This window comes from Micromonospora sp. NPDC047738, assembly GCF_040642675.1.
Taxonomy (GTDB): domain Bacteria; phylum Actinomycetota; class Actinomycetes; order Mycobacteriales; family Micromonosporaceae; genus Micromonospora.
The window spans coordinates 55,265-77,761 of sequence record NZ_JBEYSO010000014.1 but is presented as its reverse complement, the minus strand read 5'-3'; the positions used below and the strand labels follow the sequence as shown (position 1 = coordinate 77,761).

The window sequence follows — 22,497 nt, the reverse complement described above, 5'->3', positions numbered from 1 at the left end:
GGCCGGTTCGCTGCGCTACCGTGGGCGATCATGGAACAACCTGCGGATCCGCGGGCCCGGCGGCTCTTCGGCGGCAGCGCCCGGGCGCTCGGCGACCTGGCCGCCAGCCCGTTCCGGGCCGACCGGGACCGGATCGTCGCGTCGCCGTTCTTCACCCGCCTGGGCGGGGTGACCCAGGTGGTCAGCCCGGGCGGGTCCGGCCTGCTGGTGCACAACCGGCTCACCCACAGCCTGAAGGTCGCCCAGGTGGCTCGGGCGATCGCCGAGCGGCTGACCGTCGAGGAGGCGCACCGCGAGCTGCTGGAGAAGCTGGGTGGCTGCGACCCGGACGTGGTGGAGGCCGCGGCGCTCGCCCACGACCTCGGCCATCCGCCGTTCGGGCACCTGGGGGAGCGGGTGCTGGACCGGCTGGCCCGCCAGCGCCTCGGGCTGCCTGACGGCTTCGAGGGCAACGCCCAGTCGTACCGGATCGTCACCAGTACGGAGATCCGGGGCGCGGCGACCACCGGCCTGGACCTGACGGCGGCGGTCCGGGCGGCGATGCTGAAGTATCCGTGGACCCGCCTGGACCACCCGGACCCGCACCCGCGGCACCTCCACCCGGCGCCCCGCGGCGCGGCCGCCCCGCCCGACGACCCGGATAGCGGGTCGGCGAAGTTCGGCGCGTACCGGACCGAGGTGGACGACCTGCGGCAGGCCCGGGAGCCGTTCGCCGGCCGGATCCCGGACTGGCAGCAGACCCCGGAAGCGTCCATCATGGACACCGCCGACGACATCGCGTACGCCATCCACGACGTGGAGGACTTCTACCGGGTCGGGGTGCTCCAGCAGGGCGCGGTGGCCGCCGAGCTGATGGCCTGGCAGCGGGAGAGCGGCCACTTCCGGGCGATCACCGGCGCCGCGCTGACCGCCGCCGGCCGGCGCCCCGGGGCGGCCATCGAACGGCTGCGCCGCCAGCTGCACCGCAAGGACGCCTGGATCGCCGACGACGAGGCGTTCGCCGCTGCCGTGGAACACGTCCGCGAGGAACTGGTGGAGGGGCTGCTGGCGCTGCCGTTCGACGGGTCGATCGAGGCGGAGCAGTACGTGGCCCGCTTCTCCGCCCGCTGGTCCACCCGGTTCGTCGAGGCCATCACGCTGACCCCGGAGCCGGACGTGCGCTCCGGCCACGTGCTGCTGGCCAAGGCGCAGTGGCACGAGGTGCAGGTGCTCAAGTTCGTCCACCACCGGTTCGTGCTGGCCCGCCCCGACCTGGCCCTGCACCAGCGGGGCCAGGCGCGGCTGCTGGGCAGCCTGGTGGAGGCGCTCTGGGAGTGGCTGCTCGACCCGGAGGAGGAGTCCCGGTTGCCCCGCCGGCTGCACGACCTCGTCGAACTGGCGGAGGCGGAGCTGCACCCGCGTACGCCGGACCGGATCGGCCGGGCCCGCGGCCGGGCGATCGTCGACTTCGTCGCCCAGCTCACCGACGGGCAGGCGGTGGCGATGCTGGATGCCCTCTCCGGCCGCTCCGGCGCGCTCTGGACCGACGCCTTCGTGCTCTGATCAGGCGACCGCCTGCCACCAGCCGTCCACCGGCGGCGGGTCGTCCACCACGACGCGCTCGCCCGGGCGTGGCACCGCCAGCCGGACGTCGCGAGCCTTCGCCTCGGCCCACAGCCGGTCCACCGGCTCGGACCAGTCGTGCAGGGCGAGGTTGAAGGTGGCCCAGTGCACCGGGAGGAGCAGGTAACCGCGCAGGTCGAGGTGGGCGGCGACGGCCTCCTCTGGGAACATGTGGATGCTCGGCCAGGCCCGGTCGTACGCGCCGATCTGCATCAGCGTGACGTCGAACGGACCGTGCTCGGCGCCGATGCCCGCGTAGCCGTCGAAGTAGCCGGAGTCGCCGGTGTAGAACACCTTCCGGTGCGCCCCGGCCACCACCCAGGAGCTCCACAGCGTGCCGTCGCGGCGCAGCCCGCGCCCGGAGAAGTGCTGGGCGGCGGTGGCGGTGACCGTCAACCCGCCGACCCGGTGGCTCTCCGACCAGTCCAGCTCGACGATCCGCCCCGCCGGTACGCCCCACCGGTCCAGGTGCGCACCGACGCCGAGCGGGACCAGGAACGGCGCGGACTGGTGGGCCAGCAGCCCGCGCACGGTGGCCAGGTCCAGGTGGTCGTAGTGGTCGTGGGAGATGAGGATGGCGTCGACGGGGGGCAGCTCGTCGAGGCGTACCGGCGGCTGGTGGATGCGACGCGGCCCGATCCGGGCCGACGGGGAGCAGCGGTCGCTCCACACCGGGTCGAGCAGCACCCGGTGCCCCTCGATCTCGACCAGGGCCGACGCGTGGCCGTACCAGACGATGCTCAGCTCGCGGGCGGTGTCCGCCGGGGCCGGGTCGGCCGGCCGCAGCAGCGGGACGGGGCCGTCCGGCCGCCGCTTCTGCTTGCCGAACAGCAGCTCCCTGAGCAGGTTGCGGCCCGGGTCGGCGACCATCGTCCGGGTGCCCGCCGGGTTGTGGAAGGTGCCGTCGCGGAACTGGGGGGAGCGGGCGGCACGGGCCGCCCGGGCACCGGTGAGCCGGCCTCCGAGCTGCAGCGGCACGTCCCGGCCCACCCAGGCCACCCCGGCCAGGGCGGCCACGCCGGCCATCCGCCACAGCCGCCGGCCCAGCGCCCGCTCGACCGCCTGCTCCTCGGTTGTGCCCATCGCCGTCCCCTCCCGTGTCCCGCAGACCCCTGCGGCCGCCCGGGCCGCCGCCGAGTACACGGTAGCCACCCGCACGCCGGTTCGCTTCCGTTGATCACCACCGTCCGGCTCACGGCGTGAGCACGACCTTGACGCAGCCGTCCCGCTTCTGCTGGAACATCTCGTACGCCTGCGGCGCCTGCGCCAGCGGCAGCCGGTGGGTACGCAGTGTCTTCATGCCTGTTTGTCCCCTCTTCGGTGCCGTCCATGGGACTGCTACCCGCGAGGGGTGACTTGAACCGGCCGCCGCCCGTCGCTCGGCTCCGGGCGGCTCCGGCCGCGCTGCGACTGACGCACCAGGTCTCCGCTCCCTTTGGAGCTGATATCGCCAACGATTCAAGCCCGGCCGGTGAGCGAATCTGGCAGGGTCGCCGCCCACCTCCGATGCCCCCGCCGGCCCTGGCCCCGCCACCCCGGGCCCAGCACCGCTCCGAGACGGCAACCGCTCCGGCCGCGACAGCACAGCCGACTCAGCTCGAAAGGAGGTCACCGGAGATGTCCTGGCCGTGACACGGCGTACCCCGGAAAGGCCGACCGCCGCACCCTGAGGTGGGTGCGGCGGTCGGTGGGGTCGGACGGCGGGCGGACCCGCCGCGGGGCTCAGGAGCCCGGGGTGCCGGCGCGCTTCGCGGTCGCCTTGAGGTAGTCCCGGTTGAGCCGGCCGATGGTGTTCAGCGGGATGCCCTTCGGGCAGGCCGCCGCGCACTCGCCGATGTTGGTGCAGCCGCCGAAGCCGGCCTCGTCGTGCGCGTCCACCATGCCGATCACCCGGGTGTACCGCTCGGGCTGGCCCTGCGGCAGCAGCGACAGCTGGGTGATCTTGGCGGCGGTGAACAGCATGCCGGAGCCGTTCGGGCAGGCCGCCACGCAGGCGCCGCAGCCGATGCAGGCGGCCGACTCGAAGGCGGCGTCGGCGTCGGCCTTGGCCACCGGGCTGGCGTGGGCCTCCGGGGCGCTGCCGGTCGGCGCGGTGATGTACCCGCCGGCGGCGATGATCCGGTCGAAGGCGTTCCGGTTGACCACCAGGTCCTTGACGACCGGGAAGGCCCGGGCACGCCACGGCTCGATGTCGATCGTGTCGCCGTCGGAGAACTGCCGCATGTGCAACTGGCAGGCGGTGGTGCCGCGCTGCGGCCCGTGCGCCTCGCCGTTGATCATGAGGCTGCACATGCCACAGATGCCCTCGCGGCAGTCGTGGTCGAACGCGACCGGCTCCTCGCCCTGGAGGATCAGCCGCTCGTTGAGCACGTCGAGCATCTCCAGGAAGGACATGTCCGGAGACACGTCGTCGACCTGGTAGGTCACCATCCGACCCTTGTCCTCAGGGCCTTGCTGGCGCCAGATGCGCAGGGTCAGATTCACTTGTAGCTCCGCTGCGTGGGGTGGACGTATTCGAACTGCAGGTCTTCCTTGTGCAGCACGGGCTGGTCGCCGGTGTACTCCCAGGCCGCCACGTAGGCGAACCGGTCGTCGTCGCGCTGCGCCTCACCGTCCGGGGTCTGGTGCTCGGCCCGGAAGTGGCCGCCGCAGGACTCCTCGCGGTGCAGGGCGTCGATGCACATGAGCTCGGCCAGCTCGAAGAAGTCGGCCACCCGGCCGGCCTTCTCCAGCGACTGGTTGAGCCCCTCGCCGTCGCCCGGGACGCGGACCCGCTGCCAGAACTGCTCGCGCAGGGCGCGGATCTCGTCGATCGCCTTGCGCAGCCCGGCGTCGCTGCGCTCCATGCCGCAGTGTTCCCACATGATCTGGCCCAGCTCCCGGTGGAACGAGTCCACGGTCCGGTCGCCGTTGATGGAGAGCAGCTTCTGGATCCGCTCCTCGACGGCCGCGCGGGCCGCCACCACCTCGGGGTGGCTGGCGTCGACCTGCTCGAACGAACCGGCGCCCGCCAGGTAGTTGGGCAGGGTGTTCGGCAGCACGAAGTAGCCGTCCGCCAGGCCCTGCATCAGCGCCGAGGCGCCGAGCCGGTTCGCGCCGTGGTCGGAGAAGTTCGCCTCACCGATCACGAACAGGCCCGGGATGCTCGACTGGAGGTCGTAGTCCACCCAGAGGCCACCCATCGTGTAGTGCACGGCGGGGTAGATCCGCATCGGGACCTCGTACGGGTCCTCGCCGGTGATCCGCTCGTACATCTCGAAGAGGTTGCCGTACTTCGCCTCGATGGCCTTGCGGCCGAGCCGGTTGATCGCGTCGGCGAAGTCCAGGTAGACGCCGAGCCCGCTCGGGCCGACGCCACGCCCCTCGTCGCAGACGTTCTTCGCGGCGCGGGAGGCGATGTCGCGGGGGACCAGGTTGCCGAAGGAGGGGTAGATCCGCTCCAGGTAGTAGTCGCGCTCGTCCTCGGGGATGTCCTTGGCGGGGCGGTCGTCGCCCTTGGCCTTCGGCACCCACACCCGGCCGTCGTTGCGCAGCGACTCGCTCATCAGGGTCAGCTTCGACTGGTGGTCGCCGGAGACCGGGATGCAGGTCGGGTGGATCTGCGTGTAGCAGGGGTTGGCGAAGTACGCGCCCTTGCGGTGCGCCCGCCAGGAGGCGGTGACGTTGCAGCCCTTGGCGTTGGTGGAGAGGTAGAAGACGTTGCCGTAACCGCCGGAGGCGAGCACCACCGCGTCGGCCATCTCGGTGGTGATCTCACCGGTGACCAGGTCGCGCACCACGATGCCGCGCGCCCGGCCGTCGACGACGACCAGCTCCAGCATCTCGTGCCGGGCGTTCATCTCCACGTTGCCCAGGCCGATCTGCCGCTCCAGGGCCTGGTACGCGCCGAGCAGCAACTGCTGGCCCGTCTGGCCCCGGGCGTAGAAGGTGCGCTGCACCTGCGCGCCGCCGAACGAGCGGGTGTCCAGCAGGCCGCCGTACTCGCGGGCGAACGGCACGCCCTGGGCGACGCACTGGTCGATGATGTTGACCGAGACCTCGGCCAGCCGGTGCACGTTCGACTCCCGGGAGCGGAAGTCGCCGCCCTTGACGGTGTCGTAGAAGAGCCGGTGCACCGAGTCGCCGTCGTTGCGGTAGTTCTTGGCCGCGTTGATGCCGCCCTGGGCGGCGATCGAGTGGGCCCGGCGCGGGCTGTCCTGGTAGCAGTAGGACTTGACGTGGTAGCCCTGCTCGGCCAGGGTCGCCGCGGCGGAGCCGCCGGCCAGACCGGTGCCCACCACGATCACGGTCAGCTTCCGGCGGTTGGCCGGGTTGACCAGCTTCGCCTCGAAGCGGCGGCGCTCCCAGCGGGTCTCGATGGGGCCGTCCGGGGCCTTGGTGTCGGCGATCGGGTCGCCTTCGGTGTAGAGATCCATGTCAGGCCACCAATCCGGTGAGTACGGCGAACGGGACCACCAGGTAGCCGGCGACCAGCACGACGGCGAAGACCAGCGCGGCGGTTCGGGCCCGGCGCTCGCCCTTCGGGGTCTGCTGGCCGAGGCTGCGGAACGCGCTGGCGGCGCCGTGCCGCAGGTGGAAGCCGAGCGTGATGACCGCCAGCGCGTAGAAGAGCGTGACGTACCAGCGCTCCGGGGCGAAGTCGGCGACCACGTTGCCGTACGGGTTGCTCAGGTCGCCCTGCGGGTTCAGGTGACCGGTGGTCAGGTCCAGGATGTGGTAGATCACGAAGAGCAGGATGATCACCCCACCCCAGCGCATCGTGCGGGCCGCGTAGTTGACGTGCACCTTGCGGCGGTGCGCGTACGCCACCGGGCGGGCGGCGTGGGCGCGCATCGACAGGACGGTGGCGGCCCCGATGTGGACCAGCACGGCCACGGTCAGCACGGTGCGCTGGATCCACAGGTACCAGGTCGACGGCAGCAGCGGCGTCCCGAGCTCGCGCAGCCAGTGCGCGTAGTGGTCGAACGAGGTCTCGCCCGTGAAGATCTTCAGGTTGCCGAGCATGTGCACGACGAGGAACAGCACGAGGAGAATGCCCGTCACCGCCATGACGACCTTGAGGCCGACGTTGGAGCGGATGGGCGACCGAGTTTTGGTGATTACCACGCGACCGACGCTAGGAGCACTTTGATCAGTCGTCCAATGCATCGACTGCGCAGTCTTGATAGCCATAAGCTATCTAGATGCAGCTCCATCAGCTCCGGTACTTCGTCGCGGTCGCAGAAGTACGACATTTCACCCAAGCTGCCGACCTCGTGGGCATTACCCAGCCCTCGTTGAGTAAGCAAATTCACGCCCTGGAGACCGACCTCGGGGCCCCGTTGTTCGAGCGGGTAAGGGGCAACATCGCCCTCACCGCGGCCGGCGAGGTGCTGCTGCCGCTGGCCAAGCGGATCCTCGCCGACGTCGACACCGCCACCCGCGAGGTGCAGGAGCTGGTGGGGCTGCGCCGCGGCCGGGTCCGGCTCGGCGCCACGCCCAGCCTCGCCACCTCGCTCGCGCCGCCGGTGCTGCGCCGGTTCCGCGACGCCCATCCCACCGTCGATCTGCGGGTGGAGGAGGGCGGCTCCCAGGACCTGGTCCGCGACCTGCTCCGCGGCGACCTCGACCTGGCGCTGATCATCATGCCGTCGGCCGGCACCGATCCGGGGCTGCGCGCCGACCCGATACTGCGGGAGAGCCTGGTGGTCGCCTCGGTGGACCCGCTACCGGCCGACCCGGTCACCGGCGAGCTGCGCATCACCGACCTGCGCGACGAACCGCTGGTGATGTTCCGCGAGGGCTACGACCTGCGCGACGCCACCCTCCAGGCGTGCCGGGAGGCCGGCTTCGAGCCCCGGCTCGCGGTGGACGGCGGCGAGCTGGACGCGGTGCTCAGCTTCGTCGAGGCGGGGCTCGGCGTCGCGCTGGTGCCCGGCATCGCGGTGGCCCGCCGGCCCGGCATCCGGGTCACCCGGCTCACCCGGCCCGGCGTACGGCGGACCATCGGGGTGGCCCGCCGCCGTGATGTGGTGCCCACCCACGCCGGCCGCGAGCTGCGCCGCATCCTGCTGGAGTACGTCCACGACGCGACCGCCGACAACCAGCTCCCGCCCGGTGTGGAGCCCCTGCCCTAACGCCCCTCGGCCTCGTCCATCGCCCGGTAGATGCGCTGCTCGGACACCGGATACGGGGTGCCGAGCGCCTGGGCGAACACGTTGACCCGCAGCTCCTCGATCATCCACCGGATCTGCCGGGCCGCCGCCGACTGCCGCTTGGCCGGCGGCAGCGCGGCCAGCAGGTCCTGGTACTCCCGCTGCACCACGGCGATGCGGTCCTGCTGCTGCTTGTCCCGCTGCGGGTTGCCCGGCAACCGGTCCAGCCGCCGCTCGATCGCGGTGAGGTAGCGCAACAGGTCGGGCAGGCGGGCGTACCCGGCCTCGGTGAGGAAGCCCTTGTGCACCAGGCCGCCGAGCTGGTTGCGGATGTCGGCCAGGGCGGCCACCACGGCCAGGTTCCTCGTCGCGCCGAGCCGCTGCTCCACCGCGTACGCGGCGGCGAGCACCTGACGGACCCGGCCCATCACGTCGACCACGGTGTCGACCAGGTCGGCGCGGACCTTGTCACGCAGCACGGCGAACCCGTCGGCGTCCCAGGCCGGGCCGCCCGCGTCCGCCATCAGCTTGTCGATCGCCGCGCCGGTGGCGTCCTCGATGAGCGCCTGCACCCCGCCGTGCGGGTTGCGGCTGAGCGCCAGCTTGGCCTCGTTGCTGAGCCGGCCCTGCAGGAACTTCGCCGGCGACGGCAGGGTCAGCCGGAGCAGTCGCCGGGTGCCGGCCCAGTGCGCGGCCTCCTGCTCGGCCGGGGAGTCGAACACCTTCACCCCGACCGTGGCGCCCTCGTCGGTCAGGGCCGGGTACGCGGTCACCGCGTACCCGGCGCGGACCTGCTCGATGGTGCGCGGCAGGGTGTCGAAGCTCCACTCGGTGAGCCCGGTCCGGGCCACGTCCGGCGCGGCGGCGGCGACGACCTGGCGTACCTCCTGGCGGAGCTGGCGTTGCAGGGCCGGCAGGTCCTTGCCCTCGGCGACCGGCTTCTCGTCCTCGCCGAGCACCCGGAAGGTGACTCGGAGGTGCGGCGGCAGCTTGGCCAGGTCCCAGGCGTCCGGCGGGACGGTCACCCCGGTCATCCGGCGCAGCTGCCGGGTGAGCGCGTCGAGCAGCGGCTCCTCGCCGGGGACGATCGCCGCCAGGGCCGCCCGGGCGTAGTCGGGCACCGGGACGAAGTTGCGCCGGACCGCCTTCGGCAGCGACCGGATCAGCGCGACGACCAACTCCTCGCGCAGCCCGGGCACCTGCCAGTCGAAGCTCTCCGCCGGCACCTGGTTGAGCAGCGGCAGCGGGATGTCCACGGTGACCCCGTCGGTCGGGGTGCCCGGATCGAAGGTGTAGGTCAGCGGGAGGGTCACCCCGGCGGCCCGCCACTCGTCCGGGTAGTCCGCCTCGTCGACCCCGCCGCGACCGGAGTTGACCAGCAGGTCGCGGGTGAAGGTGAGCAGGTCGGGCTGCTCCCGGCGGGTCTTCTTCCACCAGGAGTCGAAGTGCCGGCCGGAGACCACGTCGGCCGGGATCCGCTCGTCGTAGAACTGGAAGATCGTCTCGTCGTCGACCAGGATGTCCCGGCGCCGGGCCCGGTTCTCCAGCTCCTCCACCTCGGTGAGCAGCCGCTGGTTGTCCCGCCAGAACTGGTGGTGGGTCTGCCAGTCGCCCTCCACCAGGGCGTGCCGGATGAACAGCTCCCGGGACAGCGCCGGATCGATCCGGCCGAAATTGACCTTGCGGGAGGTGACGATCGGGACGCCGTACAGGGTGACCTTCTCGTAGGCCATCACCGCGGCCTGCCGCTTCTCCCAGTGCGGCTCGCTGTAGCTGCGCTTGACCAGGTGCTGGGCGAGCGGCTCCACCCACTCGGGCTCGACCCGGCCGGCGACCCGGCCCCACAGCCGCGTGGTCTCCACCAGTTCGGCGGCCATCACCCAGCGCGGCGGCTTCTTGAACAACGCCGAGCCGGGGAAGATCGCGAACTTCGCCCCGCGTGCGCCCAGGTACTCGTGCTTCTGCGCGTCCTTGAGCCCGATGTGGGACAGCAGGCCGGGCAGCAGGGACTGGTGCACCTTCGGGGTGTCGATCTCCTCCGGCAGGTCCGCCCCGGCTCCGCGCCGGCCACCGGCTCCGTCGGGCTCGGCCGCCGGGCCGCCGCGCCGGCCCCGACGCCCGTCACCCGGTTCCGGGGTACGCAGCACCTGGCGCAGCTGGCTGACGATGTCCTGCCACTCGCGGACCCGCAGGTAGTTGAGGTACTCCGCCTTGCACATCCGGCGGAACGCGCTGGACGACAGGGCGCGCTGCTGCTCGCGCAGGTACCGCCAGAGGTTGAGGAACGCGACGAAGTCCGACTCCTGGTCGGCGAACCGGGCGTGCGCCTGGTCGGCCTGGGCCTGCTTCTCCGCCGGCCGCTCGCGCGGGTCCTGGATGGAGAGCGCCGCCGCGATCACGATCACCTCGGTGGCGCAGCCGTTCCGCTCGCCCTCCAGCACCATCCGAGCCAGCCGCGGGTCGACGGGGAGCTGGGCCAGCCGCCGGCCCAGCGGGGTGAGCCGCTTCGCCGGGTCGGTCTCGGCCGGGTTCAGCGCGCCCAACTCGTGCAGCAGGTTGACGCCGTCGGTGATGTTGCGCCGATCCGGCGGGTCGATGAACGGGAACGCCCCGACGTCGCCGAGCCCGATCGAGGTCATCTGGAGGATGACCGAGGCGAGGTTGGTCCGCAGGATCTCCGGGTCGGTGAACTCGGGTCGGGACTCGAAGTCCTGCTCGTCGTAGAGGCGGATGCAGATGCCGTCCGAGGTACGCCCGCAGCGGCCCTTACGCTGGTTGGCCGATGCCTGGGAGATCGGCTCGATCGGCAGCCGCTGCACCTTCAGCCGGCTGGAGTAGCGGGAGATCCGGGCGGTGCCCGGGTCCACCACGTACTTGATGCCCGGGACGGTCAGCGAGGTCTCCGCGACGTTGGTGGCGAGCACCACCCGGCGCCCGGCGTGCGGGGCGAAGACGCGGTGCTGCTCGGCGGTGGAGAGCCGGGCGTACAGCGGGAGGATCTCGGTGCCCAGCAGGGACCGTTTCTTCCCCACCAGCTTGCCGAGCGCCTCGGCGGTGTCCCGGATCTCCCGCTCGCCGCTGAGGAAGACGAGGATGTCGCCCGGCCCCTCGGCGGCCAGCTCCTCGACCGCGTCGCCGATGGCCTGGATCTGGTCGCGGACGTTCTCCTCGTCGGCCTCCTCCTCGGCCTCGGTCACCTCGACCAGCGGCCGGTAGCGCACCTCGACCGGGTAGGTCCGCCCGGACACCTCGACGACCGGCGCGGGGTTGCCCTCGGCGTCGGCGAAGTGCCGGGCGAACCGGTCGGTCTCGATGGTCGCCGAGGTGATGACCACCTTGAGGTCGGGACGGCGGGGGAGGAGCTGCCTCAGGTAGCCCAGGATGAAGTCGATATTGAGGCTGCGCTCGTGCGCCTCGTCGATGATCAGCGTGTCGTACTGGCGCAGCATCCGGTCGGTCTGCAGCTCGGCCAGCAGAATGCCGTCGGTCATCAGCTTGACCAGGCTCTGCTCGCTGACCTGGTCGGTGAAGCGCACCTTGTAGCCGACCACGTCGCCCAGCTCGGTGCCGAGCTCCTCGGCGATCCGGTCCGCCACCGTACGCGCGGCGAGCCGGCGGGGCTGGGTGTGCCCGATCAGCCCGTTGATCCCACGCCCCAGCTCCAGGCAGATCTTGGGCAGCTGGGTGGTCTTGCCGGAGCCGGTCTCGCCGGCCACGATCACCACCTGGTGGTCCCGGATCGCGGCGGCGATGTCGTCCTTGCGCTCGCTCACCGGCAGCTGCGCCGGATAGGTGACCGCCGGCACGGCGGCCCGCCGGGCGGCCAGCCGCGCCTCCGCCCGCGCCACCTCGGTGGCGATCTCGGCGAGCGCCGAGTCGCGCCGCTGCGGGTCCCGCAGCTTCCGGACCCCGTCCAGCCGCCGCTGGAGCCGGCGCTGGTCGCGGAACATCAGGGGGGAGAGGCGGCGGTGCAGTTCGCGGACGGCCTCGGGTGCGGCGGGTGCGGCTGGATTCTGCATGTCGTCGCCAAGGATAGGCAGCCGCCGGGCGCAGCGCTCCCGGGTTACCGGCCGGGCCGGGGTGCCGCGCCCCGACCACGTCCCCGCGCGTGCCGTCCCAGGTCGGGCCGGGGCGCCGGGCTAAAGTGGCCGCCGATCGAGGTTGACGACGGACGGGATGATCATGCGCGACACCGACCGGGCACTGGTGCAGGCCGCCATGGCCGTTGCCAAGCTGCGCTGCCGCAGTGACAACCACACCGTCGCAGCCGCCGTGCGAAGCACCGACGGTCGGGTGTTCAGCGGGGTGAACGTCTACCACTTCACCGGCGGACCGTGCGCGGAACTGGTGGCGATCGGTGCCGCCGCCACGCAGGGCGCCGGCGACCTGGAGACCATCGTCGCGGTGGGGGACCGGAACCGGGGCGTTCTCGCGCCGTGCGGTCGCTGCCGGCAGGTGCTCGCCGACTACTTCCCGTCGATCAAGGTGATCGTCGGCCCGCCGGACGGGCTGCGCGCGGTCCCGGTGACCGATCTGCTGCCCGAGACATACGTCTGGTCGGACCACCAGCTGGACGTGCCGGCCGTGCCGCGGACCGGGGTGTGGCCGATGCCGGTGGTGCCGGGCAGCCGCCAGGCCCCGGAAGACTGAGCCGGGTCAGTCGCCCGACGCCACCTCCAGCATCGACCGGGGGACCGGCACCTGCTCGAAGCGCAGGTTGCCCTCCGGCACCAGCCAGCTCATCACCTGGGCGACCAGCCGCCCGGCCCGTACGGCGGGGTCGTTGGCGTAGAGCTCGCGGGCCATCTGCGGGTCCACGGAGAGCACGGCGAAGCCACGGATCCGCTCGTCGTCGCCGCCGAGGAACGGGCCGGCGGCGAGGAGGGCGCCCTGCTCCGCCAGCCCGGCCTGGTGGGCCAGGTGCGCGTCCTGCAAGCGGTCGGCCGCGTCCCGGGGCAGCTCGGGCGGGTCGTCGGGACGGACCAGGAGGACGACGGTGTGCTGGTCGAATCGCATGCTCCCAGGGTAGGAGCGCAAACCAGTCGAAAAGGGGCTACGCCGAGGTCCGGGCCCGCAGCGCGCGGATCGACCAGTCGAGGACCGGCGCCAGGCTCTCGGTCGCCGGCCAGCCGTTGACCACCGAGAGCAGGTGCAGGTAGCGCTCCCGACGGGGGTCGTTCGCGGCGTCCAGCCGGTCCAGCAGCCGCCGCCGGAGGTCGACGTCGTCGGGCCGGCCGCAGAGGTGCGCGTACCGGCTCGTGAGCGCGGCGACGACCCGGTCGGCTCGGGGCGAGGCCGGGTCGACGCCGGCGGCCAGCGCCTCCTCGACCTCGGCCCGGGCCAACGCGACCGCGTCGCGGCGTACGCCCGGCGCGTCGGCGTGGTCCGCCGCGTGCTGCTCCGCCAGGTGTCGCAGGCTGGCCCGGAAGTCCGGGTCCTGGGACATTTCGGCCAGCTCCACCCAGGCCTCGACCTGGTCGGCGTCGGGGTTGTCAGGCAGGTCGGGGGTCAGCGAGCGCCTGATCCCCGCGTACGCGGGGTTGCCCGCCTGACCGGCGAAGGCGGCGTCGAGGAATTCGTCGATCAGCCGCCGGCGCTCGTCGGCGGAGAGCCGGGCCAGTTTGTGCATGAGCGCCATCTCCTCGGGTGTGGACCCGCGCCGGGCCACCGCGGTCAACACCGCGCGCCGCAGGCGCAGCACCCGGATCTGTGCCGCGAGTGCGTCGGCGTGCGCCGCGGCGACCTCGGGCAGCGAGACCTCCCGGTCCACGATCCGGCGGATCGTGGCCAGGTCCAGTCCGAGGTCGCGCAGCGTGCGGACGAGGTCCAGGCGGGCGACGGCGTCCAGGCCGTAGCGGCGGTGGCCGGTCGGGCCACGGTCGGTGGGCGGCACGATCCCGCGGTCGGAGTAGAACCGGATGGTCTTGACCGTCAGGCCGGTCCGCCGGGCCAGTTCGCCGATCGAGTAGCGCGGGTCACCGTTCATACCCTCACCCTGGCGTCTCCCCCCACGGGAGGCGCAACCCGTCGGCCGAAGATCGACGATCCCGAGTTAGGTTCACCTAACCTCGTCGGCTAAGGTAAGGCGAACCTAAGCCGAGAGGGAACTCCGTCCGTGACCACCGTCGCCGTCCGGCCCGAGCGGGCCGACACCCCGGCCCGCCGAGGCGTCAGCCGCCGTCTCGCGGTCACCCTGGTGGCGGCGCTCCTGCTCGCCGTCGCGCTGCTGGCCAGCCTGGCGCTCGGCAGCCGCCCGCTCCCCGTCGACCAGGTGTGGGCCGCGCTGACCGCCCCGGACGGCGGCGAGGCCAGCACCATCGTCCGGGAACTGCGGCTGCCGCGTACCGCCCTGGGACTGGTGGTCGGGCTGGCGCTGGCCGTCGCCGGGGTGCTCTTCCAGGCCGTCACCCGCAACCCGCTCGCCGAGCCGCGCATCCTCGGGATCAGCGCCGGCGCGTCCTTCGGCGTGGTGCTGGCCATCGCCGTCTTCGGCGTCGGGACCCTCACCGGGTACGTCTGGTTCGGCATCGCCGGGGCGTTCCTCGCCGGCCTGCTGGTCTTCGCCGTCGCCAACCGCACCCGCGAGGGCGCCAGCCCGGTCACCCTCGCGCTGGTCGGTGCGGCCCTCGACGCCAGTCTCGGCGCCGTCGTGTACGCGCTGCTCAGCATCGACGCCCGCACCTTCGAGGAGTACCGGTTCTGGGTGGTCGGCGGCCTCACCGGCCGGGACGTCGGGGTCGCCGGGCAGGTGCTCCCGTTCGTCCTCGCCGGGGCGGTGCTGGCCGCCCTGGTCGCCCGGGGCCTCGACGCGCTCGCCCTGGGCGACGACGTGGCCCGCGGCCTCGGCCACCGGATCGCCCTGGTCCGCCTCGGCGCCGGCGTCGCCGGCGTGCTGCTCACCGGCGCCGCCGTCGCCGCCGCCGGACCGATCGCCTTCGTCGGGCTGGCCGTGCCGCACCTGGCCCGGGCTCTGGTCGGTGCCGACCACCGGTGGACCCTGCTGGTCGCCGGGCTGCTCGGGCCGGCCCTGGTGCTCGGCGCCGACATCCTCGGCCGGCTCGTCGCCCCGCCCGGCGAGGTACCCGCCGGCATCGTCACCGCCATGATCGGCGCCCCGCTGCTCGCCGTCCTGGTCCGCCGCGCCCGGGTGGTGACCGCGTGAGCGCGAGGAGTGAGCCGGGTTTGCGAGCCCCGCAGTCGCGAACTGAGGAGGCTCCGTGACTTCCATCCACGCCGGAGCCCGGAGCGCGTCGAGCGTCGCGCTGCCCGGACGGTCGCTGCTGCGGATCGGGCCGGTGACCGTCCAGGTCCGCCGCCGTCCGGTGCTCGTCGCCGGCACGCTGTTCCTGCTGCTCGCCGGCTCCGTCGTGCTCAGCCTCTCGCTCGGCACCCCGTACGTCGCACCGGCCGACGTGCTGCGTGCGCTCTCCGGGGCCGGCACCCCGTACGACCTCGTGGTGCTCGACCTGCGACTGCCCCGCGCGGTGCTCGCGGCGCTCGCCGGGGCCGCCTTCGGGGTGGCCGGCACCCTGATCCAGAGCGTGGCCCGCAACCCCCTGGCCAGCCCCGACGTCATCGGCGTCACCCAGGGTGCCGGGCTCGCCGCGACGGTGGCCCTCACCGGCGGCGCGGCCGCCGTCCTGGTGGCGCCGGCCGCGCTGCTCGGTGGCCTGGTCGCGGCGGTCCTGGTGTTCGCCCTCGGCGCCCGGCACGGGCTGGCGGCGCAGCGGTTCGTCCTGGCCGGCGTGGCGGTGGCGTTCGCGTTCCGGGCGCTGACCGAGGTGGTCATGCTCACCGCCGACCCGATCGACGGGCTGCGCGCCCAGCTCTGGCTGATCGGCACGCTGGCCGGCAAGGGGTGGACCGAGGCGGCCTGGATCGGCGGCACACTCGCCCTGCTGCTGCCCGTGCTGGCCTGGGCCGGCTGGGCGCTGCGCAGCACCGCCCTGGACGACGACACCGCCCGGGGCATCGGGCTGCGGCCGGTGGCCCGGCGGATCGGGCTGGCCGCCACCGGCGTGCTGATCGCCGCGACCGTCACCGCCCAGGTCGGCGCGGTGGACTTCGTCGCCCTGGTCGCCCCGCAGGTGGCCCGCCGGCTGGTCCGGGCGGAGCGGCCGCCGCTGCTCTGCGCGGCGCTGCTCGGGGCGCTGCTGCTGGTGCTGGCCGACCTCGCCGGCCGCCGCCTGTTCGCCCCCACCCAGCTCCCGGCCGGCGTGCTCACCGCCGCGATCGGCGGGCCGTACCTGATGTTCCTGCTGCTCCGGACCCGGAAGAGGGGGTCGTGACCATGCTCTCCACCCGTGACCTGGTCGTCGGCTACGAGGGCCGGACGGTCCTGGACGGGCTGGACCTGGACCTGCCCGGCGACGCGTTCACCGTCATCGTCGGCCCGAACGCCTGCGGCAAGTCGACCCTGCTGCGCACGATGGCCCGGCTGCTGACCCCGCGCCGCGGCAGCGTGCTGCTCGACGGCGCGGTGATCCGGGACCTGCCCACCCGGGAGGTGGCCCGCCGGCTCGGCGTGCTGCCGCAGAGCCCGCTGGTGCCGGAGGGGATCACCGTCGCGGACCTGGTCGGGCGGGGCCGGCAGCCGTACCAGCGCTGGTGGCGGCAGTGGTCGGCGGAGGACGAGCGGGCCGTCGAGCGGGCCATGACCATGGCCGACGTCGCCGGGCTCGCCGACCGGCCGGTGGACACCCTCTCCGGTGGGCAGCGCCAGCGGGTCTGGATCGCGATGACCCTCGCCCAGGACACCGAGGCGCTGCTGCTGGACGAGCCGACCACCTTCCTCGACCTCGCCCACCAGGTCGAGGTGCTGGATCTGCTGCACCGGCTGCGGACCGAACGCGGCCGGACGGTCGTCGCCGTGCTGCACGACCTCAACCAGGCCGCCCGGTACGCCGACCACCTGGTCGCGATGCGCGCCGGCGCGGTGGTCGCGGCCGGACCGCCGCGCGAGATCCTCACCGCCGACCTGGTCCGGGAGGTCTTCGGGCTCGACTGCGTGGTCGTGCCCTGCCCCGTCACCGGCGCCCCGCTGGTGGTGCCCGCCCTCACCCACACCTCGCCCGTGCCGGCCGCCGCGCCGGCCGGCGCACCGGCTCCGGCCGGCTCCTCCGTCGGCGACGCCTGAGCGCGCGTCGACCCGTACCTCCACGAAAGGACCCCGATGCGTCGTCTCGCCGCCGCCCTCACCGCGGCCCTCGCCCTCGGCGTCGGCCTCACCGCCTGCGGGAAGAGTGACCCCGCCCCCGGTGCGGCCACCGGGGAGACCCGGGAGATCACCCACGCGATGGGCACCACCAAGGTGCCGACCGAGCCGAAGCGCGTAGTGGTGCTCGACACCGACAAGATCGACACCGCGCTCTCGCTCGGGATCACCCCGGTCGGCGCGGCGACCGCCGGCGAGGCGAAGAGCTGGCCCACCTACTTCGGCGCGGAGAAGCTCGCCGGCATCAAGGAGGTCGGCGTGCTCACCGAGCCCGACCTGGAGGCGATCAACGCGCTCAAGCCCGACCTGATCCTCGGCAGCAAGTTCCGCCAGGAGAAGTTCTACGACGAGCTGTCCGCCATCGCACCGACGGTCTTCACCGAGAAGGTGGGCATCACGTGGAAGGAGAACTTCCTCCTCGACGGTAAGGCGCTGGGCAAGGAGCAGGCGGCTCGCGATCTTCTGGCGGCGTATGAGAAGCGGGCCAAGGACTTCGGCGCCAAGCTCGGCGACGCGGCCTCGCGGGAGATCTCCATCGTGCGCTTCATGCCCGGCAACATCCGGGTCTACGGCCCGGAGTCGTTCTCCGGCATCGTCATCGGCGACACCGGGCTGGGCCGCCCCGCGCGGCAGCGCCTCGACGCCAAGGAGGACAAGCGCTTCGACCAGGTCAGCCCCGAGCGGGTCAAGGAGGTCGACGGCGACGTCATCTTCGTGACCGCGTACGGCGAGAAGGCCGCCGCCGAGCAGGCGAAGGTCACCGCTGGGAGCCTCTGGCAGGGCCTCTCCGCGGTGCAGGCGGGCAAGGCCCACGTGGTCTCCGACGAGACGTGGATGACCGGCATCGGCGTCACCGCCGCCAACAAGATCCTCGACGACCTCGAAAAGTACCTCTCCGCCTGAGCGCCGCCCCGCGCCGCGCCCCGCGCCAAGATCGCGCTCGATCCAGGAAGTAGTGGCCTCGCCCGCATAGGGAGGCCACTACTTCCGTGTTCGAGCATGGTCTTTACGTCTGTGGCGTGCGCCAGCCGCGAGCGCGGAGTGCCGTCCGAACCTCGGCGAGAAGGCCCTCGAAGTCGTCGCGGAGGCGTTTCGCCGTCACGTGCAGGACGATCCACTCCGCCCCGAGCAGCCGGTTGCGTCGTCGGCGGTCCCGGTGGAACTGCTCGGGATCGTCGTGCCACCGGCCGTCGTACTCGACCGCGACCTTGAACTCGGGCCAGGCCAGATCGAGTCGGGCGACGAAACGCCCCTGGTGCGACACCACCCACTGCGACTGAGGTCGGGGGAGGCCGGCCAGCACCAGGCGGACCCGGGTGCGGGACTCCTGCGGCGACTCCGCGCCGGCATCGGCGAGATCGACGGCGCGCAGCAGCGACCGCCAGCCCCGTCTGCCGGCCCTGGCCAGGGCGTACCCCCGCAGCGTGGCCACGTCGGTGAGCCCGCGGGCCAGCAGGCCGTCGATGAGCACGACCGCTTCGACCACATCAAGCCATCGGGCCAGGTCCCAACAGGTGCGGGCCGGTGCGGTCGTCGGGATGCCGGCCCGGTCCACGACGTCTCCTGGCTCGACGTCGGCGCGGTGCACCCGCAGGCCGGTCATCGGCCCGCGCCGGCCGGGGACGCAGCCCGGCGTCGCCTGGTCCGCGGCCGAGGTCGGTACGTCGGCCGGACGGGCGGCCGGCGCGGGGACGGATGCCAACAGGGCGCTTGGCAGGGTGGGGGTGAGCACGTCAACGGGCTGGTCGGGAGCGACGTGCCCGACGCCGTAGAGGGCGGCAGCCGAACGCCCCGCGATGGCGGCGCCGTGCGGGACCAACCAGCGGATCACGGCGGCGCACCGGTCGGCATGGGTCACTCTCAGGTGCGCGTCGGCATAGATGTCCCGAAAGAGCGGCCGCCAAGCCGAGCTGCGGAGATCATTGCGGGTCAGCAGGCCATGCCGCACGGCCACGGAGCCACGGAAGATCTGACCGCGCAGCTGGGGCGGCCGCCGAGGAGGCTTCGACATACGACCACGCTGCCCGATCCCGTGCCAGTGGCGCCGCCCCTGTGGATAACCGACAACTCGCTGACCAAGATCGCGCTCGAACGCGGAAGTAGTGGCCTCCGTGCGGCGGCGAGGCCACTACTTCCTGGGCCGAGCGCGATCTTGCCGGGCGCGCGGTGGGTGGCGCGCTGCGGGTGGGGGTCAGGCGGCGGTGGACCAGATGGCGCGGAAGGCGGCCGCCTCACCGGCCAGCCACTGCTCGACCTGGTCCGGCTTGACCTCGGTGGGCATGCGGTGGGCCTCGCCGCGCCGGACGTCGACCAGGACCGGCTCGGCGTGCGGGAGGACCGCGTCCATGTGCCGGGCCATCAGGTGCAGGGTGGCCAGGGTGGCCTCCTCGCTCGGCGGGGCCTCGTCGAAGTGCAGGCGGATCGCCTCGGCGCGGCCGTCGGCGTATCGGACGCCGAAGTGCGGGTTGATCTTGACGGGGAGGTCGCCCAGCATGGCCAGGGCGTCGCGGGTCTGCGCCAGGTCGACGCCCGCCGGCTCGCCGAGGGAGTGCAGCCAGCTGGTCGCGCCCGGGACGAGGGCCTCGTAGAGCGGGCGCCAGCGGGGCTTGACCAGGTCGGCGACCTGGGCCAGGTGGGTGCCGCCGGTGTGGAAGGCGACGTCGGCCTTGAGCGCCTTGACGAACTGCCCGTGCGGGTTGAAGCCGGACTTGCTCGCCCGTTGGCGGCGCAGGCCCCCGACGAAGGTGGCCTTGGTGGGCCCGGTGCGGTCCACGTACCGGGTGAAACCGAGGAGGGTGGCGTAGGGGGTGAGAGGGGCGGTGGAGGTGGGCGCGTTCACGAGCATCCTCCCAGGTCAGCGGCTCGATTAGTACATACATTCTAATCGACGGGACTGACATCGCCCAGGGAACGAAAGGGGCCGCCCGGGCATCCCGGACGGCCCCTGAAAAGAAAGCAGTTACAGCTGCCCGACGGCGGTGATCCGCACGACGGCGGCACCGGCCTCGTCCGAGGCGGCCAGGTCGACCTCGGCGCTGATGCCCCAGTCGTGGTCGCCCTCCGGATCGTCGAGGATCTGTCGTACGGACCACCGCTCCCGGCCCTGCTCGATCATGAGCAGCGCCGGCCCGCGGGCGTCCGGCCCGACCCCGATCTCGTCGTACGCCTCGAAGTACGGCTCCAGCGCGTCCGCCCACGCGTCCGCGTGCCAGCCCGAGGCGCCGTCGAGTTCGCCCAGCTCATCCCAGCGGCGCAGGGCGGCCAGCTCGACCCGACGGAACAGCGCGTTGCGGACCAGCACCCGGAACGCCCGGGCGTTGCGGGTGACCGCCGGCGGCCGGTCGTCCAGCGACGCGGCGACCTCCGCGACGTCGGACGGGTTGCGCAGCCGCTCCCACTCGTCGATCAGGCTGGAGTCGACCTGGCGGACCAGCTCGCCCAGCCACTCGATCAGGTCGACCAGCTCCTCGGTCTTGGCGTCCTCGGGCACGGTCTGCCGCAGCGTCTTGTACGCGTCGGCCAGGTACCGCAGCACGAGCCCCTCCGACCGGGACAGGCCGTAGAACTGCACGTACTCCGGGAAGGTCATCGCCCGCTCGTACATGTCGCGGACGACGGACTTGGGGGAGAGCTGGTGGTCGGCGACCCACGGGTGCCCCTGGCGGTACATCTCGTACGCGTTCTCCAGCAGCTCGGAAAGGGGCTTTGGCCAGGTCACCTCGTCGAGCAGTTCCAGCCGGGCCTCGTACTCGATGCCCTCGGCCTTCATTGCGGCGACCGCCTCGCCGCGGGCCTTGAACTGCTGCGCGGAGAGCACCTGGCGGGGGTCGTCGAGGATCGACTCGATCACCGACAGCACGTCCAGGGCGTACGACGGGGACTCCCGGTCCAGCAGCTCGATGGTGGCCAGGGCGAGCGGCGACAGTGGCTGGTTGAGCGCGAAGTCGAGCTGGAGGTCGACGGTGAGCCGGACCCGGCGGCCCTGCTCGTCCGGCTCGGGCAGCTCCTCGACCACGCCGCCGGCCCGCAGCGCCCGGTAGATGGCGATGGCCCGCCGGATGTGCCGCCGCTGGGCGGCCCGGTCCTCGTGGTTGTCGGTGAGCAGGTGCCGCATCGAGGCGAACGCGTCGCCGGGCCGGCCGATGACGTTGAGCAGCATCGAGTGGCTGACCTGGAAGCTGGAGGTGAGCGGCTCCGGCTCGGCCTCGACGAGGCGCTGGAACGTCGGCTCGCCCCAGCCGATCGACCCCTCCGGCGGCTTCTTCTTGACGACCTTGCGCCGCTTCTTCGGGTCGTCGCCGGCCTTGGCCAGGGCCTTCTCGTTCTCGATGACGTGCTCGGGGGCCTGCACCACCACCCGGCCGAGGGTGTCGAAGCCGGCCCGTCCGGCCCGGCCGGCGATCTGGTGGAACTCGCGGGCCTTGAGCAGCCGGGTGCGGGTGCCGTCGTACTTCGACAGGCCGGTGAAGAGCACGGTGCGGATCGGCACGTTGATGCCGACGCCGAGCGTGTCGGTGCCGCAGATGACCTTGAGCAGCCCGGCCTGGGCCAGGGTCTCGACGAGGCGGCGGTACTTGGGCAGCATGCCGGCGTGGTGCACGCCGATGCCGTGCCGCACCAGCCGGGACAGCGTCTTGCCGAAGCCCGAGGTGAAGCGGAAGTTGCCGATCGCCTGGGCGATCATGTCCTTCTCGGCCCGGGTGCAGACGTTCACGCTCATCAGGGCCTGGGCGCGTTCCAGCGCGGCGGCCTGGGTGAAGTGCACCACGTACACCGGGGCCTGCTTGGTCTCCAGCAACTCCTCGAGGGTCTCGTGCAGCGGGGTCATCGCGTACGAGAAGAGGAGCGGAACCGGCCGCTCGGCCGAGCGGACGACGGCGGTCGGCCGCCCGGTACGCCGGCTCAGGTCGTCGACGAAGCGGGTGGTGTCGCCGAGCGTGGCGGACATCAGGACGAACTGCGCCTGCGGCAGCTCGATCAGCGGCACCTGCCAGGCCCAGCCCCGGTCCGGCTCGGCGTAGAAGTGGAACTCGTCCATGATCACCTGGCCGACGTCGGCCCGGGTGCCCTCGCGCAGCGCGAGGTTGGCCAGGATCTCCGCGGTGCAGCAGATGATCGGGGCGTCGGCGTTCACGCTCGCGTCGCCGGTGAGCATGCCCACGTTCTCCGCGCCGAAGATCTCGCAGAGCGCGAAGAACTTCTCCGACACCAGGGCCTTGATCGGCGCGGTGTAGAAGGTGGTCCGATCGTCGGCCAGGGCCGCGAAGTGCGCCGCGATCGCCACCAGACTCTTGCCGGAGCCGGTGGGCGTATTCATGATCACGTTCGCGCCGGAGACGATCTCGATGACCGCCTCCTCCTGGTGGGGGTAGAGGTCGAGACCGCGCTCGGACGCCCAGCCGGCGAACGCGTCGTAGAGGGTGTCGGGGTCGGCGCTCTTCGGCAGCGCGGCGGTGAGGGTCATAGCCGCTCCATGGTGCCTGGATCATGGCCCGCCGCGCCAACCGGGCCGCCCCGCGGACGCCGGCCGCCGCGCCGAGCGGGACT

At 72.8% G+C, this 22,497-nt stretch carries 17 protein-coding genes; 7 read left to right on the top strand and 10 right to left on the bottom strand.

All coding sequences use genetic code 11. The features are described 5' to 3' along the window. Positions 1-30: 30 nt before the first annotated feature. Positions 31-1,542, top strand: a complete 1,512-nt coding sequence (gene dgt / locus ABZ783_RS22125) for a dGTP triphosphohydrolase (RefSeq protein ID WP_357441300.1) — start codon at positions 31-33, stop codon at positions 1,540-1,542. On the opposite strand, the gene ABZ783_RS22120 is transcribed toward dgt, so the two are convergent. The 4 genes from ABZ783_RS22120 to ABZ783_RS22105 form a co-directional block, all read right to left on the bottom strand. Further along, positions 1,543-2,685, bottom strand: coding sequence for an MBL fold metallo-hydrolase (locus ABZ783_RS22120; protein WP_357441298.1), 1,143 nt, complete (start codon positions 2,683-2,685; stop codon positions 1,543-1,545). A 639-nt stretch (positions 2,686-3,324) separates the two neighbouring features. Further along, positions 3,325-4,086, bottom strand: a complete 762-nt coding sequence (locus ABZ783_RS22115) for a succinate dehydrogenase/fumarate reductase iron-sulfur subunit (protein ID WP_357441295.1) — start codon at positions 4,084-4,086, stop codon at positions 3,325-3,327. Further along, entirely contained in the window at positions 4,083-6,017 is a 1,935-nt protein-coding gene (locus ABZ783_RS22110; protein WP_357441292.1) for a fumarate reductase/succinate dehydrogenase flavoprotein subunit, read from the bottom strand. The genes ABZ783_RS22115 and ABZ783_RS22110 overlap by 4 nt, the downstream gene beginning before the upstream one ends. Before the next feature lies 1 nt (position 6,018). Further along, a complete protein-coding gene (locus ABZ783_RS22105; RefSeq protein WP_357441289.1) occupies positions 6,019-6,750 on the bottom strand; it encodes a succinate dehydrogenase cytochrome b subunit in 732 nt (243 codons plus the stop codon). A gap of 35 nt (positions 6,751-6,785) precedes the next feature. Between ABZ783_RS22105 and ABZ783_RS22100 the strand changes: the two genes are divergently transcribed. After that, entirely contained in the window at positions 6,786-7,718 is a 933-nt protein-coding gene (locus tag ABZ783_RS22100; protein WP_357441287.1) for a LysR family transcriptional regulator, read from the top strand. Here ABZ783_RS22100 and hrpA read toward each other — a convergent pair. Continuing rightward, entirely contained in the window at positions 7,715-11,755 is a 4,041-nt protein-coding gene (hrpA, locus tag ABZ783_RS22095; RefSeq protein WP_357441284.1) for an ATP-dependent RNA helicase HrpA, read from the bottom strand. The genes ABZ783_RS22100 and hrpA overlap by 4 nt on opposite strands. Before the next feature lie 163 nt (positions 11,756-11,918). Between hrpA and ABZ783_RS22090 the strand changes: the two genes are divergently transcribed. Then, the gene (locus ABZ783_RS22090; RefSeq protein WP_357441281.1) at positions 11,919-12,386 is read left to right on the top strand and encodes a cytidine deaminase; all 468 of its coding nucleotides are present in this window, start codon (positions 11,919-11,921) and stop codon (positions 12,384-12,386) included. 6 nt (positions 12,387-12,392) lie between these two features. Here the strand turns inward: ABZ783_RS22090 and ABZ783_RS22085 are convergent, their stop codons facing one another. Together ABZ783_RS22085 and ABZ783_RS22080 are read right to left on the bottom strand one after the other, a co-directional pair. Continuing rightward, the gene (locus ABZ783_RS22085) at positions 12,393-12,752 is read right to left on the bottom strand and encodes a YciI family protein (protein ID WP_357441279.1); all 360 of its coding nucleotides are present in this window, start codon (positions 12,750-12,752) and stop codon (positions 12,393-12,395) included. A gap of 37 nt (positions 12,753-12,789) precedes the next feature. Further along, a complete protein-coding gene (locus ABZ783_RS22080) occupies positions 12,790-13,722 on the bottom strand; it encodes a MerR family transcriptional regulator (RefSeq protein WP_357441276.1) in 933 nt (310 codons plus the stop codon). A gap of 129 nt (positions 13,723-13,851) precedes the next feature. Here ABZ783_RS22080 and ABZ783_RS22075 point away from each other — a divergent pair, with 129 nt between their 5' ends. Genes ABZ783_RS22075 through ABZ783_RS22060 form a run of 4 tightly spaced genes read left to right on the top strand, consistent with a single transcriptional unit; the run spans position 13,852 to position 17,853 of the window. Next, entirely contained in the window at positions 13,852-14,898 is a 1,047-nt protein-coding gene (locus ABZ783_RS22075) for an iron ABC transporter permease (protein ID WP_357441273.1), read from the top strand. A 55-nt stretch (positions 14,899-14,953) separates the two neighbouring features. Next, a complete protein-coding gene (locus tag ABZ783_RS22070; protein ID WP_357441270.1) occupies positions 14,954-16,024 on the top strand; it encodes an iron ABC transporter permease in 1,071 nt (356 codons plus the stop codon). 2 nt (positions 16,025-16,026) lie between these two features. Further along, positions 16,027-16,872, top strand: a complete 846-nt coding sequence (locus ABZ783_RS22065) for an ABC transporter ATP-binding protein (RefSeq protein WP_073839698.1) — start codon at positions 16,027-16,029, stop codon at positions 16,870-16,872. Between the two features lie 36 nt (positions 16,873-16,908). Further along, positions 16,909-17,853: an iron-siderophore ABC transporter substrate-binding protein gene (locus tag ABZ783_RS22060; RefSeq protein ID WP_357441267.1), complete on the top strand. Its 945-nt coding sequence runs from the start codon at positions 16,909-16,911 to the stop codon at positions 17,851-17,853. Between the two features lie 103 nt (positions 17,854-17,956). Here ABZ783_RS22060 and ABZ783_RS22055 read toward each other — a convergent pair whose 3' ends face one another. The 3 genes from ABZ783_RS22055 to ABZ783_RS22045 form a co-directional block, all read right to left on the bottom strand. Next, positions 17,957-18,961: a hypothetical protein gene (locus tag ABZ783_RS22055; protein WP_357441264.1), complete on the bottom strand. Its 1,005-nt coding sequence runs from the start codon at positions 18,959-18,961 to the stop codon at positions 17,957-17,959. A gap of 180 nt (positions 18,962-19,141) precedes the next feature. Then, complete coding sequence (locus ABZ783_RS22050; RefSeq protein WP_357441262.1) at positions 19,142-19,789, bottom strand: hypothetical protein; 648 nt, start codon at positions 19,787-19,789, stop codon at positions 19,142-19,144. Between the two features lie 120 nt (positions 19,790-19,909). Continuing rightward, a complete protein-coding gene (locus ABZ783_RS22045; RefSeq protein WP_357441259.1) occupies positions 19,910-22,414 on the bottom strand; it encodes a DUF3516 domain-containing protein in 2,505 nt (834 codons plus the stop codon). Between the last annotated feature and the right edge of the window lie 83 nt (positions 22,415-22,497).

Bases quoted from the DNA above. Each gene is read 5' to 3' on its own strand.
- hrpA (WP_357441284.1), bottom strand. From the start codon at position 11,755: ATGCAGAATCCAGCCGCACCCGCCGCACCCGAGGCCGTCCGCGAACTG.
- ABZ783_RS22120 (WP_357441298.1), bottom strand. From the start codon at position 2,685: ATGGGCACAACCGAGGAGCAGGCGGTCGAGCGGGCGCTGGGCCGGCGG.
- ABZ783_RS22045 (WP_357441259.1), bottom strand. From the start codon at position 22,414: ATGACCCTCACCGCCGCGCTGCCGAAGAGCGCCGACCCCGACACCCTC.
- ABZ783_RS22080 (WP_357441276.1), bottom strand. From the start codon at position 13,722: ATGAACGGTGACCCGCGCTACTCGATCGGCGAACTGGCCCGGCGGACC.
- ABZ783_RS22110 (WP_357441292.1), bottom strand. From the start codon at position 6,017: ATGGATCTCTACACCGAAGGCGACCCGATCGCCGACACCAAGGCCCCG.
- ABZ783_RS22090 (WP_357441281.1), top strand. From the start codon at position 11,919: ATGCGCGACACCGACCGGGCACTGGTGCAGGCCGCCATGGCCGTTGCC.
- ABZ783_RS22065 (WP_073839698.1), top strand. From the start codon at position 16,027: ATGCTCTCCACCCGTGACCTGGTCGTCGGCTACGAGGGCCGGACGGTC.
- ABZ783_RS22105 (WP_357441289.1), bottom strand. From the start codon at position 6,750: ATGCATTGGACGACTGATCAAAGTGCTCCTAGCGTCGGTCGCGTGGTA.
- dgt (WP_357441300.1), top strand. From the start codon at position 31: ATGGAACAACCTGCGGATCCGCGGGCCCGGCGGCTCTTCGGCGGCAGC.
- ABZ783_RS22060 (WP_357441267.1), top strand. From the start codon at position 16,909: ATGCGTCGTCTCGCCGCCGCCCTCACCGCGGCCCTCGCCCTCGGCGTC.
- ABZ783_RS22085 (WP_357441279.1), bottom strand. From the start codon at position 12,752: ATGCGATTCGACCAGCACACCGTCGTCCTCCTGGTCCGTCCCGACGAC.
- ABZ783_RS22055 (WP_357441264.1), bottom strand. From the start codon at position 18,961: ATGTCGAAGCCTCCTCGGCGGCCGCCCCAGCTGCGCGGTCAGATCTTC.
- ABZ783_RS22100 (WP_357441287.1), top strand. From the start codon at position 6,786: ATGCAGCTCCATCAGCTCCGGTACTTCGTCGCGGTCGCAGAAGTACGA.